The sequence below is a fragment of the Sporosarcina obsidiansis genome (genome assembly GCF_009651005.1).
In the GTDB taxonomy this organism is placed as follows: domain Bacteria; phylum Bacillota; class Bacilli; order Bacillales_A; family Planococcaceae; genus Sporosarcina; species Sporosarcina obsidiansis.
In genome coordinates this window covers 21990-36517 of record NZ_WHVW01000005.1, presented here as the reverse complement: position 1 = coordinate 36517, position 14528 = coordinate 21990, and the positions used below count along the sequence as shown (strand labels likewise).

The following is a 14528-nucleotide window of genomic DNA, read 5'->3' as shown; positions in this document are numbered from 1 at the left end:
TATAAACCATTATGATGTCTCTTCTTGTGTATGGAGATAGATGCAACTTTCAGGCGCTAAGTCTATAATTAGAGCATATAGTGGTTTCCAAATGTTTCTAAGTAGAATACCGATGACCAGAGAGGGTGAAATGTTGAAAAAGAAGTTTTTATTTATAGTGGCATTACTAGTGGCATTCGTGTTATTTTTCTATATACAAAATAATTCAATTACGACAACTCACACTACGATTACTTCAACAAATATCCCAGTAAATTTCGATCAATACAAAATTGTGCATTTGTCTGATCTACACAATAAAAACTTTGGGAATAATCAACGTATATTGGTCCGCAAAGTTAGCAAGCTTCGACCTGATGTCATTGTATTTACTGGTGACTTGATTGATTCTAAAAGAAAGGGTGAGGAAGCTAGTCTCATTTTGATGAGGGAATTGGTTCAAATCGCACCCGTTTATTATGTTTCCGGGAACCATGAATGGTGGGCGGGAACATTCAGTTCGTTGGAGAGTTTATTGCATGATATAGGGGTACAGGTCATGAGAAATACGAATGAAGTACTGACTAAAGGAAATGACAAGATTCATATTATCGGCATTGATGACCCGGCACATTCAAACGAAAGAGGGATAGAACAAGATACAACAAAAGAAGACATCGTGAAGTCAATTAAGGGTATGGAAGAAGGAAATTTTGCGATGCTTTTATCCCACAGACCTGACATGTTATCTCTTTATGCAGAGTATGAATTTGATATGGTTTTTTCAGGTCATGCTCATGGAGGTCAATTCAGACTTCCTTTTATTGGTGGATTAATTGCCCCCAATCAAGGGTTTTTACCAAATTATACTGCTGGCAAGCACCTATTGGGTCAGACGACGATGGTTGTTAGTAGAGGACTTGGGAATAGTATTATTCCTTTACGAGTATTTAATCGACCGGAGATTGTCGCGGTTACTCTAGAATCGGCGGATAGCAATTAAATTAATAGATGAAGAAAATTGGAGGAGAATATGTATGAATAGGATAAATCTTATTACGTTAGGTGTCAGAGATATGAATACATCAATACGATTTTATAGAGATGGATTGGGGTTCCAAACATCAGTTACGGAAGAGAACCCATCTATCGTTTTTTTCAATAATGCAGGCACAAAACTATCGTTATATCCTTTAGAAGGATTAGTACAAGATCTGAACGGAAAAGAACCACCGGAAGTTAAAGGATTTTCAGGAGTAACGTTTGCTTATAATGCTAAGTCACGAGAAGAAGTGGATGAAATAATGGAGAAAGCTGAAAAAGCAGGAGGCGTTATCGAGAAATCACCTCAACGTGTATTTTGGGGAGGATATAGTGGATATTTTTCAGATCCTGATGGTCACTATTGGGAAGTTGCGTATTCAGAAGACTGGAGTTTTGATGAGAATGATATGTTGATTATTGAATAAAGAATGACAATACTTTTTTCATAGAATAAATTTAGTCGCGAAATGAAGAGATTTGGGACTGAACAACATGCTGGGGAGTTTGATGAAAATGAGGCCATAGAAATAAAACTGTTAATATTAAGAAGAGAGGTTGTTATCATCATAATTAACAAAAAGTGTCAACTCATTTTTATAGAAGTAACTTAAAAATTAAAAAGGCAATTATCCGTTCAAATCTGAACAGATAATTGCTTTTTTGGTGTATTTTATTTTTCGTTTTTAATAAAAAATTCATAGTCCGTTATGAGGGTTTCTAGAAAGTCTTACTTATTTAGTAGATACAAGGTGAGAGAGATTGAAAAAGAGTAAGTAGTTTTTTGGAATTTACGCGCTTCTAGATCCGTTAAGTATACTAGTTTATTTTCCACTACTTTTTAATCAAATCTGCATTAAGATGGCCCAAATGAAAGGATAGATCTTTTTACCCGGTGATTAGTAATAATATTATTAAATTATTGATATTCTTCTGTCTATTCTATATATTTAGGGGGTGATAATCTTCAGTCAGTTGCCTTCTGTTAACTAGATACAATGTTGTGGGAGTATAGTGCTTGATTTAAGTAATTGAGAAATTTTGTAATGTCTAACAAGTAGATAGTTCCCTTATCATAATCAATCATCTTTTCACATTTCCACTGATTCATGATTTTATAAACGGTAATTCGTGAAGTGCCAATAAAACGTGCAAGTGAGACTTGGCTAATTTTTAGTGTTGTTTCATTGCTTCTTTTATAAAGCCGATAAATAAAATGGGCAAGTCTATATTCGGCAGGCGCATTGAGAATAGTCGTTGCTTCCGCTAGTAATCGAACTTTCGTAATTAAAGAATTCGTAAAGATACTAGCGGCTTCAGGAATCTCTAAACAAATATTAGTAAAGTCCTCTTTTGAAAAGAAGTGAAGGGTAGAAGGCATAGTGATGGATGCTGAAGTGAAATAAGAATTATTATAGATTCCTTGTTCTCCTAATAAAAAACCTGGAATCACATAATCAATGTCTCTTTCATTTCCTTGAGGTGATAATAAACTAATTTTCACTTCACCCTCAGAGAGGTAGTAGAAACCTTGACCAATATCACCTTGACGAAATAATATAGTGTTTTTCTTATAGTTTTTACTTTGTCCATATCCAGTTGAGATGAAATGTTCCCATATGTCCTTTTTTTCAAGCAAAATTCTCACCTCCATAATAGTTTTAATAATAGATTTATATCAATTTTTATTTTATCAGATAATGCGGACAATTCAAATTAGATATCCTATTTTATTATACAGGGTCTGGGAGGAATTCTATGGATAATTCATTTATCAAATATGGCAATAGATTGTTTATAAAGTCTAATACAGTCATCTATGAACAAGGAACTACGGGAAGTGGATTCTACTTACTAGTAGAAGGAAAGATAAAGATTAGTATGAAAGTATTTGATGAAAAGGATAGGACTCTAGAAATTCTAGAGAAAGGTCAATTATTTGGAGAACAATCGCTTGATCAAAACACATATTTTAGTTCAGCAATCGCTTTAGAAAACTGTATTGTATACTATTTCACTAGTGTTCAATTTCAAGAATTAATTATTGAAAACGAGTTTTTTCGTGATTCTTTTTATAATTCCACTATCAATAAAATGAAACAGCTCGGTGACATCATTCAATTAAAGTCGCTTTCAGTAGAAGAGCAACTTGCAAACTCGCTATTAGAGATTAGCAGGAAATATAACAGTAATGAAGTACCGCTAAATCAACAGCAACTTTCAAGTTACACTGGGTTAACACGAATTACCATTTATAAAATTACTAAAAAATGGATTGATTCTAAACTGCTTATCGAGAAAGGTGGTAAGCTCTTTATTGTGAATCCTAAATTATTACAAGAACATGTAAGCACAAATTAAAGATTAAGTAAAAAGAAACGAAACATGTTAATGGATTAACAGAAGTATACAGAAAATTGAATTAAGATTACCTTAGACAAATGATCCTTGTCGGACGAAACAAGAGAACTTGTATAAGGAGAGTGTGAAAAATGAATACGAAAATAGAAGAACTAGTTGCAAAACAAAAACCAATCCAAAGTACATATACAACAAGTACTGCATTTTTGGAAGCACTTCAAGAAGCGGGTGTTTCATATATCTTTGCCAATCTAGGAAGTGATCATCCGGCTATAATCGAAAGTTTAGCGCAAGCACAACAGGATAATAAAAAACTGCCTAAATTAATTATATGTCCACATGAGATGGTAGCGATGAGTGCAGCACATGGTTACGCGCAACTTACTGGTGAAACTCAAGCAGTAATTGTTCACGTGGAATGCGGGACGCAAAATATAGGAGGGGCAATTCACAATGCGTTCAAAGGAAGAATTCCGGTTCTGGTTTTCGCAGGAGCCTCCCCGTACACTCAAGAAAATGAATTAACAGGAAGTCGAAATGAGTTTATTCATTGGATTCAGGATGTGTTCGATCAACGCGGTATTATGCGTGGGTATTCCAAGTACGATAATGAAATTCGTTCAGGAAAAAATGTTAAACAACTCGTTCATCGAGCGATCCAATTCGCTAAAAGTGATCCGCCTGGACCAGTTTATTTAATGGGACCACGTGAAGCGATGGAAGAAGCGACTGAACCGGTTACCATAAATACTGATTTGTGGAAGCCGATATCACCAACTGCAATTCCACCAAAGCATATTAAATTATTAGTTGAGGACTTAGTAAAGGCTGAGAACCCTCTGATTGTTACATCATATCTTGGACGAAACCCGGATGCTGTAAAGGAACTTGTTCAGTTAAGTAAACGACTCGCCATTCCAGTAATAGAATCGGTTTCAAAAGCAATGAATTTCCCAGCGGATAATCCGATGCATTGGGGTCATCAATGGAATACAGCTGGACAAAATGAATTACTTGCCAAAGCAGATCTTGTACTAGTCTTGGATAGCGATGTACCATGGATACCTATGAAAAATAAACCTTCAGACAAGGCTACTGTCTATTACATTGATATTGATCCGCTAAAAGAGGAAATGCCATTATGGTATATCCCATCGAAACACTTTTTTAAGGCGGATGCAAAAGTAGCACTCGAACAAATTAATCATTGTTTAGATAGTACAAGCCTAGTAGATAAAAAGACTATTGAAAAACGTTGGAAAACCAACTCTGAAATACATGCACGATTGCGTGAAGAAAAACTGCTATTGGAAACAATAAATGAGAATGTGATAACACCAGAATACTTAACTGCTTGCGTTAGGGAAATAATTGATGAGGATACTATTGTCTTAAATGAAGGTATTTCCAATTATCAAACGATTTGTACACATATAGGTACAAAAAATCCAGGAACATTACATGGTAGCGGTGCAGGTTCCTTGGGATGGAATGGAGGAGCAGCAATTGGTATGAAATTAGCGAACCCTGATAAGACGGTAGTTAGCTTAACAGGCGATGGCTCGTATCTATTTAGTATTCCATCTGTCGTGCACTGGATGGCGAAAAGATATGAGACGCCTTTCTTGACTGTGATTTACAATAACTCTGGTTGGAAATCGCCCAAGCTCTCGACATTAGGTGTACATCCCAATGGAATTGCAAATCAAATGGATCAATTCCATGTAAACTTTGATCCACCGGCTGATTTAGCCAAGATTGCTGAAGCGGCAGGCAATGCTTATGCACAAACCGTAAAGAAACCTTCGGAATTGAAAATGGCATTACGTAAGGCTATGAAGGCAGTTAAAGAGGGGCGCAGTGCGGTAGTGGACGTCTATATACCAAATGTTTAACGTGATAGATTTGAATAATCAGATAATATGTTAATAGATTAACATATTTTAATTTTAAGAGACGGTAATATTAAGAGTACCAACAAGTATCAATACAAAATGGAGGAGATTTCTTATGAATACTACGACTAAATTAGCAAAAGAAATTAGTTTCGACGCACAGTACGGTAATTATATTAACGGAGAATTCGCAAATTGTGAAAGCGGTTACATTGATGCTGTGAATCCAGCGACCGGTGAAGTAATGTCTCAAATTGCAAGAGGTAATAAAGACGATATTGATCGTGCAGTTGAGGCGGCTGGTGTTGCATTTGAAACATGGTCAACGACAACAATTGAAGAACGATCCGCGTACCTTCATAAGATAGCGAATGCCCTTGAAGAGAACAAAGAACGTTTATGTATGATAGATTGTCTTGATACAGGACGCCCTATTTATGAACTTGCTGTGGATTATAATATTGCAATTAATCAATTTAGATATTTCGCTTCAGCTATCTTAACCTATGAAGGTACTTCGAGAGCAATACCGGATGGGCAGCTAATCGTTCAAAAAGATCCTCTTGGTGTATGCGCACAAATTATCCCTTGGAATGTACCTATGATTATGGTGTCTTTCAAGCTTGCTCCAGCGTTAGCAACTGGAAATACAATTGTCATGAAACCTGCTGAAGATGCTAGTCTATCTACATTGGAATTGGCCAAGCTTCTTAAAGATATTTTACCGAAAGGTGTTGTCAATTTCGTCACTGGCTATGGTGTTGAAGCAGGAGATGCCTTGATAAATCATCCTAATATCCATAAACTTTCGTTCACTGGTAGTGAGGGTGTTGGCCGATTAATCGGTAAAACGGCAGGAGAGAGACTTCTGCCCGTAACACTGGAATTGGGAGGAAAATCTCCACATATCATATTCCCTGATGTGGATATTGAACGTGCAGTTGAAAATGTTACATTTGGCTACTGCTTCTACAACGGACAAAGTTGTGTTCTAGGCTCCCGCGTATTTGTGCATGACGCTATCTATGACGAGTTCATGGGGAAGTTGGTTGAACGAGCAAAAACTGTTAAAGTAGGCGACCCTACTGACCCATCCACAAGAGTTAGTACACTGATTAATGAAAAACAAGGAAAGCGTGTATTAGGATATATTGAAATGGCTAAGGAAGAAGGGGCAAAGTTATTAGTTGGTGGTAATCGTGTTACAGTACCGAATAATGAGCACGGTTATTTTATTGAACCTACCATATTTGAAGCAACGAATGATATGAGAATTTCACAGGAAGAGATTTTCGGTCCGGTAATTACTGTAATGCGCTGGAATGACGTAGATACGGTGATTAAAGAAGCGAACGACGTTGGATTTGGTTTAGCAGCAGGCATCATGACGAATAATCTTGAGAATGCAATGAAAACGGCAAATAAACTACAGGCCGGAAGCGTGTGGATTAATCAATACTTTAGTTTCCAAACTGGCGCACCCTTTGGAGGATTTAAGAATAGTGGTTTAGGAAGAGAATATGGAAAAGAGGCACTAGATGAGTATACTCAGGCCAAATCCATAGCTGTAAACTTCAATCCACCTCCTGCTGGTTTCTTCGGTTAATAGTACTTGAAATTAAAATGATGCAGATCAAGTTAGGTGTTCTTGATTTGTATCATTTTGTCCAATGATACTTCTTAATGAAAGAATAGAAAATCTAACTAAGTTAAGAGAGGTGGTTATAAACAATGTTGAACTTCATTCGAAAGAGCATCCCTTTGCTATTGATTATAGTGCTTAGTACTATTCTATCTGGCTGTGGATCTACGAGCAAAACAGCAGCGAGTGATAAAGGAAATTCAAAAGGCTCAAGTCAAACATTAAAGGTAGTCAGTTTTTTACCGACAGATCACCAATTTACAGTTGATATGGTGCCAAGGTGGATGGAGAAAATAGAAGAAGGAACAAATGGAGAGCTAACTTTTGAATGGATTGGTGGGCCTGAATCCATGTCTGCTGATGAACAGTTTAAAGCTGTTCAGAGAGGTATAATTGATATCGGGTTCCTTAGTACTGCCGAATATCTAGATACTATTCCAGAGTCGAGAGCAATGTATTTGAATTCTCAGTCTCCAACTGAGATGAGAGAGAGTGGCTTCTTTGATTATTTTGCAGATAAGTATAAAGAGCATGATGTAGAGTTTCTTGGAAGATGGATTTCTGGGTCTTACTACTTTTGGTCAAATGATAAATTAAAGTCATTAGAAGATTTAAAAGGAGCTAAATATCGATCGAACCCCATATACCATCCAGTTCAAACCGGTTTGGGTATGACGCCTATTACTATTTCTCCAGGGGATGTATATACTGCCCTTGAACGAGGAATGGTAGATGGTTTTGCTTTTCCTATACTTGGACCGCGTGATAATGGTTGGACAGAAGTAACGGAGTATATTATTGATGAACCTTTCTTAAATATAGGATCCAGTATCGTAATGAATGCAAAAATGTTGGATTCCTTATCGGCAGAAACGAAAGAGCGAGTTATCCAGTTGACAGAGGAATTTGAAAATGAAATGATCACATACTTTGAAGAAAAAGAAAAAGAGGAAATGAAATTAATTAAGAACGCAGGCGTTGAATCCATTAAATTAAATAAAAAAGACAGTGAAAAATTTCAACAGGTTGTACATGATTCTACTTGGAAAGTAATTAAAGAGAAAGTTTCATCTGAAGATTTTACTAAGTTACAAAGCTTTCTAGAAGATTGATAAGAGAGAACAGGACTTATATTGCTTGGGATTTACATTTTCTAATTGTGTAAGCTGATATAAGTCCTGTATCAAAATCTTTACGTTAGGAGGAGGGAGGCCAGTTATGTTAGGTAAACTTTCAACCAGCCTGGATGCTGTGGAAAATGTTTTTGCAGTTATAGGTGGTGTGTTATTGGTTTTTAACTCATTATCAGTAGTAATTGAAGTTCTATTAAGATCCTTTTTTAATATCTCTTTTTACTGGGTTATTGAAATCAATGAATATATTCTGTTATACCTACCCTTTCTAGGAGCTGCATGGTTGCTTAGAGACAACGGCCATATCACTGTAGATCTTCTAACTGATGTGTTGAATTTTAAAACAATAAAGATATTAGACATACTGATTGCGATCATCGGCATCATAGTTAGTGTAGTCTTCGTATGGTTTGGGACCGTGGAAACGATGGAACTTCTAGAAAAAGGATCTCGAAGTTCAACTGTATTAGAATTTCCCCTTGCTCTTGCAGCTATCATTATACCTTTAGGTTCTGTTTTACTACTACTAGAGTTTGTTAGGAAGTGCTACAATTCGATAATTCGGGTAGAGGAAACGGTTTGATGAATTTGAAGATCTTATTCAAAATAGATTGCTCAACTACGCTGCCACCATGTTTTTTAGCAAGCTAGGGGTCTAAAGTAGTTGTAGAAGAATTGTTTTGAAATAATATCTAGCGAGGAAGTGACAACAATGGAATGGTGGCAGCTCTTGCTAATAACGATAGGCTTATTATTTCTTTTAATGGCAATACGAGTACCAGTTGCATTTGCTTTTCTCCTTATTAATATTATAGGAGCATTATACTTATGGGGAGGAGGAATAGGATTACAACAACTACTTGCAAATGTTCGAGAGGCGTTAACCTCATTTTCCATTGCTCCAATTCCCTTATTTATTTTAATGGGGGAAATCATGTTTCATACAGGTATTGCCCCAAGAGTGATTGATACAATAGATAAATGGATTGGTCGAGTTCCTGGACGATTAAGTTTTCTAGCGGTAGGTGGAGGAACGATGCTTTCTACATTGAGTGGATCTTCCATAGCATGTACAGCTATTCTTGGATCTACACTTCTTCCAGAAATGAAAAACCGCGGATATAAGGATTCTATGACTATTGGTCCGATCTTAGGTAGCGGTGGACTTGCAGTTTTAATACCGCCTAGCGCACTTGGCGTACTATTAGCATCCATAGGGAAAATCTCTATTGGATCCTTTTTAATCGCTATTATCGTACCAGGAGTTACATTAGCCTTGTTTTTTATGATTTATATCTTTATTAGAGCTAAATTGCAACCTCACTTAGCTCCTGCTTATGATACAGAGAATATCTCTTTATCTGAAAAGTTACTAGCGACAGCCAAATATATTCTACCATTAGGCTTTATCATCTTCTTGGTTATTGGATTAATATTTTTAGGCGTAGCTACACCAACTGAAGCAGCAGCTTTAGGGGTGGTGGGTAGTGCTATATTAGCTGCAATTTATGGTCAGTTGAATGTAAGTAACATCAAAGTTTCATTGATTGGTACGATGAAAATTACTACAATGATATTTATTCTCATTGCAGGCTCTACGACATTTAGTGAATTATTATCGTTTTCAGGAGTCACGCGTGAACTTGTATCAATCGTAAGTGGATTACAATCACCACCAATTATTATTATCCTTGTAATGATTGCTATGTTAATTATTATGGGAACATTTATGGACGGGATTTCAATCATGATGATCACTCTTCCGATATTTATCCCGATCGTATCACTCTTGGATTATAACCTTATATGGTTTGCAGTTATTGTATTGATAACCATCGAAATTGGACAAATATCACCACCGTTTGGCATGGGATTATTCACCATGAAAGGTGTCGCGCCAAAAGATGTTTCAATGAAAAGTATTTACAAAGCATCATTTCCTTTTATAGGGATAGATATATTACTGATTGCTGTAATCATTCTTTTCCCTGCATTAGTGACATGGTTGCCTAGCTTGATGAATTAGAAAGAGTTATGCAAGTAAAATATAGAACATAAGTAAAGGAGAGTTTTTTTATGAAAGTTACAATGCTTGGAACAGGTGCGGCTTTACCGGACCCGGACCGTGGACATACTTCTATTTTAATAACAGTTAATGAAAAACAATATTTATTCGATTGTGGGAATGGCGCAACAAGACAATTAATCAGAGCAAATGTTGATCCTTCAACAGTTGATGTAGTTTTCCTAACGCATCTTCACATGGATCACATTGCTGATTTACCTTTCTTCTTGTTATCGGGTTGGATATGCGATCGTAAAGTGAAACCATCAATTATTGGCCCTCCAGGAACAAAGGAGTTTGTAGATCATTCTTTAGAGAATGGTGCATTTGCAGTTGATATAAATGCACGGGCTCAATTTCCTCAACGACGTGATTCGATGGAAATGATCAGACCGGATATTAGCATCGTAACACCTGGTTTAGTGTATGAAGATGAAAATATAAAGGTATATGCGGATTATGTCGAGCACATAGAAAGTGAGTTTATGCATTGCTTCGGATTCCGTGTCGAAGCAGGAGATAAGGTTGTGACATTTAGCGGTGATACTGCACCATCAGAAGCGCTACTACGTTTGGCGCAAGATGCAGATGTGCTTATTCATGAATGTAGTTTCCCTGAAGAGGCACTCGAATTCCGTAAAAAAGTAGGTATTGGAACATTTGCTCACACTAGCCCTATTGAATTGGGGAAAATTGCGACCCAAGCCAATGTAAAAACATTGATCCCTACACATTTTGCACATTTTGATACAACTAGTCCTATTGTAAAAAAATATCTTGCCAAACATATGCCTATTGAAGCAGTGGGGCCCGAGATGTTGGATAGTGTAGCAAATGATATAAGGGAGAATTTTAAAGGATCTCTTCAATTGGGGCGTGATTTGTTGCGTGTAGATGTTTAATAAGAAAAAACGTAATAGTCAAAAATGAATTGGTTAAATGAACTGTATTCAAATCCAATGCTCTAATTACACAATTTCCTATCCAAAACAAAAATCTTAAAAAAGTCAGCCCATATATCAGGCTGACTTTTCCTTATTTATTTTTCGTTTGAAAATAAAGGTAGCTTCTCAAGAAATAGTATATCCTCACGATCAGCTGCATCACCTTCAGCCAAAATAGCAGCTTGGGCTACGATGTTGGCACCCGCGCTTTCTACGAGTTCTGCAAGTGCGCGAAGAGATTCACCAGAACTAATGACGTCATCAATCAATGCGACGCGTTTTCCTTTGATGAATTCTGCATCCAGTCGATCGAGGCAGAGGAATTGTTCTTTTTGTGTAGTGATAGAATTCACTTTAGTAATCAGTGGATCTTCCATGTACGCTTTCACGGACTTTCTTGCCACGATATAACGTGGCATTCCTAGATGCTTTGATAGCTCATGAACAAATGGAATTCCTTTTGCTTCAGCTGTAATCAGTACGTCAACGGCTGGTAATTTTTCTGCTAGTAAAGGTGCTGTTACACATACCATTTCTGTATCGCCCAGAAGAACAAAGCTAGCGATGCTCAGTGAATCGGAAATAGGTATGATAGGAAGCTCTCTTGTTAACGAGCCTACTTCAAGTGTATAGGTGTTCATTATCGTCATCCTCCATTAAAATCCAAATAGATTTATTAAAAATTGTACGATGATTCCTGATAGCATGCCAAGAAAAGGATCCGTAATAGCCGTGACGACCATCGTGATACTGCCGACAATACCAGTTCCCGCACCTTCTCCTGTCAATGCCATGATTGCATTGTCGGGTAGTGTAACGATTGCGCCGAGCACGAATAAGAAACCTGCTATCGAAGAGCTTGGTACAAATTTTCCGATCTTAGGAAGTAATCCGGTCACTAAGACGATTGCCATCAACACCATCATCAAGACACCAGCCCATACGGCATGCGGTGCACTTGCTGTGGCGGAAATAACAATTTCAACAGGCGCTCCGCCAAATAGGGCAGACACCATATCCGCTAAACTGCTGATTATCGTGAGGACGTCAACATTGACTTCTGAATTTGCGATATCACCGTTAATTTTACCGAATGCTATATTTGCTCCGATGTTCATGCAAACCAATGCAAGTGCACCGCGGATAACAGCAGTATTGACGATCAATTTCTGTAAATGAAATCCTTCTTTAATCGCTGGGCGTTCCGTAATTGATCTATTCTTTGTATTCATCAATGCATAAACGATACTCGATAAGATGACTGATGCAGTGATCGTGTAGACTAAATCCTTCGTTGCAAAGTAGACGATCAAAGCGCTAAACATGGAAGTTAGACCGACAATTCGATCTGCTTTTGCCATATCCCATGCTACTTTAGAAAGCATAAGACCAACACCAGCCATCATACCTGTCGTAATCACCGGCCCGATCCAATCAATTACAGATTCTAAAATGCCAAACATACCAATCAGCAATAAAATGGCCGCTCCGAAGAATATCATAGAGAGACGTTCTCTCATATTTTTCCCCATTGTACCAGCCAGTGTGATCGTTTCAGCTTGGTAGGAAATAACCGCTACGTTACTCGTTGCCGCATTCCCAAACGCACCTACCATAAAGGCAAGCGCTGTAGGTATCGAAGCGAAGCCGAATGTTAATGCGAGCAGCCCTTGAGGTAATGCGTTTAATACCCCACTTAGTGCTGCTAATATATCTTTCCAAATGTCCATCTTGTTCTCCTTTTCCTACGCCACCGTAACCGGAACAAACAAAATAGACTCTTTTCGATCCACAACTCAAAAAAAATAGAGATATCCCAAATAAGTTTGGAATATCCCCATGTAATTTAAAAGAAATGTACCAGCCATAGTAGAACAATTAAGGTTGTTCCGTAGAGACTCCCGAACCAGATTATCAGGATTATACAGGGGTAATGAAATATAGTTTTCGCCTATAAAAATAGCATATAAAATACGACTATACAAGAGAAAAAAACTGTCAATAAATGAAGGGAAATCGTACTGTTTCCAGTATATCAAGAACCTTACTTTACTGGTTGGAATCGCTCTGATCCTATTGCTGTCAGGCCTTCATATAATTGGATGCCTACTTTAATTATGAAAAGGATAGTAGTGATACATGAGGATACTTGTAACTAGGTTTGATAACACTGTTGTTTGAAGAGCGAATAACGATCTAAAAAACTTTTTGGATAGAGCAGAGTTTTTAGGCTGGATAATATAAGATCATGCTTAATCGAGTTATCGTCTCTCCAGTATTATGATAGGTATGTGGTAAATCTGCTTTAAATCTGAATGAATCACCATTTCGTAGAGTAAATTCATCGTCTTGTACACGAATTGTTAATTCACCCTCAAAAATAGTTATAAATTCTTCCGTTCCCTCTCTATGTGGATTTGCACGGAGATATCCACCTTGATCTATTTCTACAGAATACCCTTGAAAACGTTTGTCTGGATCAAATAGAAAAGTTGGATACACTCGATATTTCCCATTGTCCTCCGTTAATTCTTGAACTTCATTCCTCCGTATAACTGTTGCATCTAGTTGTGGATTTTGAATTAGAGTAGTGAAGGAGACCTTGAGACCGTTTGCGATTTTCCAAATAGTTGTGATGGTGGGACTTGATTCACCACGTTCAATTTGACCTACCATTGTTTTACTGACCCCAGTCAGTTCTGCCACCTTTTCGAGGCTTAGCCTCTTGCTTTCTCTAATGGCTTTTAAGTTTTTAGCGATGATAAGGTTTATCTCTTCCATTTTTTCACTCCTTGTGTACAATATAACGTATTTATTGTACATTATAAAGGAATACGTTATATTGTATTTTTTGTGCAATATAAAGTACTTTTTAGAGGAGGATTAGTAATGCCAGTATTATCGTTTTTTCTATATGTATTTGTCTCTAGCTTTACTCCTGGACCTAATAATATTATGGCGATGCTTTTTGCAAATCAGTATGGATTTAAAAGGACTGTAGGATTTTGCATAGGAGTGGGAACTGGTTTTTTTATCATCATGCTATTATCTAGTTATTTTAATTTAGTACTGAAGAGTTTTATTCCTAAAATTGAAGGATCAATGACCGTTCTTGCCGCAGTCTACATGATATATTTAGCAGTGAAAATAGTTATAAGTAAAGATAGCGATATTGAAGAAGGAAAAAATAATAGTTTTATTGCGGGGGTGGTTTTACAATTTATAAATCCAAAAGCTGTATTATTTGGTTTGACAGTCGCATCAACTTTTATTATTCCATATTACAGTTCACATGTTAGTTTACTATTATTCTCTATATTTCTTGGTTTTGTGGGCTTTCTGAGTACGACAAGTTGGAGCGTATTGGGCTTTCTATTTCAAAAGTTTCTTGTAAAGTATAGAAGCCGGTTTAATGTGGTTATGGCTCTATTATTAGTGTATAGTGCAATATCAATACTTGTAAAATAG

Annotated in this window: 14 protein-coding genes and 1 riboswitch; of the genes, 10 read left to right on the top strand and 4 right to left on the bottom strand. The window is 36.9% G+C overall.

Annotated elements, in window-relative coordinates:
• Positions 1-130: 130 nt before the first annotated feature.
• Both GD002_RS05890 and GD002_RS05885 read left to right on the top strand, forming a co-directional pair.
• The gene (locus tag GD002_RS05890; RefSeq protein ID WP_153731423.1) at positions 131-982 is read left to right on the top strand and encodes a metallophosphoesterase; all 852 of its coding nucleotides are present in this window, start codon (positions 131-133) and stop codon (positions 980-982) included.
• Between the two features lie 34 nt (positions 983-1016).
• Positions 1017-1448, top strand: coding sequence for a VOC family protein (locus tag GD002_RS05885; protein WP_153731422.1), 432 nt, complete (start codon positions 1017-1019; stop codon positions 1446-1448).
• Positions 1449-2005: 557 nt separating this feature from the next.
• On the opposite strand, the gene GD002_RS05880 is transcribed toward GD002_RS05885, so the two are convergent.
• Positions 2006-2659 (bottom strand): Crp/Fnr family transcriptional regulator, encoded by a 654-nt coding sequence (locus GD002_RS05880; protein WP_194841487.1) that lies wholly within the window; start codon positions 2657-2659, stop codon positions 2006-2008.
• Between the two features lie 119 nt (positions 2660-2778).
• On the opposite strand from GD002_RS05880, the gene GD002_RS05875 reads away from it, so the two are divergent.
• The 7 genes from GD002_RS05875 (at position 2779) to GD002_RS05845 (ending at position 11018) form a co-directional block, all read left to right on the top strand.
• Positions 2779-3381, top strand: coding sequence for a Crp/Fnr family transcriptional regulator (locus GD002_RS05875; RefSeq protein WP_153731420.1), 603 nt, complete (start codon positions 2779-2781; stop codon positions 3379-3381).
• Positions 3382-3512: 131 nt separating this feature from the next.
• Positions 3513-5276 carry a thiamine pyrophosphate-requiring protein gene (locus GD002_RS05870; protein WP_153731419.1) on the top strand — a complete coding sequence of 588 codons (1764 nt, stop codon included), beginning with the start codon at positions 3513-3515 and terminating at the stop codon, positions 5274-5276.
• 115 nt (positions 5277-5391) lie between these two features.
• Positions 5392-6882, top strand: coding sequence for an aldehyde dehydrogenase family protein (locus tag GD002_RS05865; RefSeq protein ID WP_153731418.1), 1491 nt, complete (start codon positions 5392-5394; stop codon positions 6880-6882).
• Positions 6883-7007: 125 nt separating this feature from the next.
• Entirely contained in the window at positions 7008-8030 is a 1023-nt protein-coding gene (dctP, locus tag GD002_RS05860; protein WP_153731417.1) for a TRAP transporter substrate-binding protein DctP, read from the top strand.
• A 106-nt stretch (positions 8031-8136) separates the two neighbouring features.
• Positions 8137-8634 (top strand): TRAP transporter small permease, encoded by a 498-nt coding sequence (locus GD002_RS05855; protein ID WP_153731416.1) that lies wholly within the window; start codon positions 8137-8139, stop codon positions 8632-8634.
• A gap of 129 nt (positions 8635-8763) precedes the next feature.
• The gene (locus tag GD002_RS05850) at positions 8764-10077 is read left to right on the top strand and encodes a TRAP transporter large permease (protein WP_153731415.1); all 1314 of its coding nucleotides are present in this window, start codon (positions 8764-8766) and stop codon (positions 10075-10077) included.
• 50 nt (positions 10078-10127) lie between these two features.
• Entirely contained in the window at positions 10128-11018 is an 891-nt protein-coding gene (locus GD002_RS05845) for an MBL fold metallo-hydrolase (RefSeq protein ID WP_153731414.1), read from the top strand.
• Positions 11019-11155: 137 nt separating this feature from the next.
• Here the strand turns inward: GD002_RS05845 and GD002_RS05840 are convergent, their stop codons facing one another.
• From GD002_RS05840 to GD002_RS05830, 3 genes are all read right to left on the bottom strand, one after another.
• A complete protein-coding gene (locus GD002_RS05840; RefSeq protein ID WP_194841486.1) occupies positions 11156-11701 on the bottom strand; it encodes a phosphoribosyltransferase family protein in 546 nt (181 codons plus the stop codon).
• A gap of 15 nt (positions 11702-11716) precedes the next feature.
• The gene (locus GD002_RS05835; RefSeq protein ID WP_153731413.1) at positions 11717-12790 is read right to left on the bottom strand and encodes an NCS2 family permease; all 1074 of its coding nucleotides are present in this window, start codon (positions 12788-12790) and stop codon (positions 11717-11719) included.
• 117 nt (positions 12791-12907) lie between these two features.
• Positions 12908-13008: riboswitch (purine riboswitch) on the bottom strand.
• Positions 13009-13286: 278 nt separating this feature from the next.
• Positions 13287-13841: a helix-turn-helix domain-containing protein gene (locus GD002_RS05830; protein ID WP_153731412.1), complete on the bottom strand. Its 555-nt coding sequence runs from the start codon at positions 13839-13841 to the stop codon at positions 13287-13289.
• 108 nt (positions 13842-13949) lie between these two features.
• On the opposite strand from GD002_RS05830, the gene GD002_RS05825 reads away from it, so the two are divergent.
• Positions 13950-14528: a LysE family transporter gene (locus GD002_RS05825; protein WP_153731411.1), complete on the top strand. Its 579-nt coding sequence runs from the start codon at positions 13950-13952 to the stop codon at positions 14526-14528.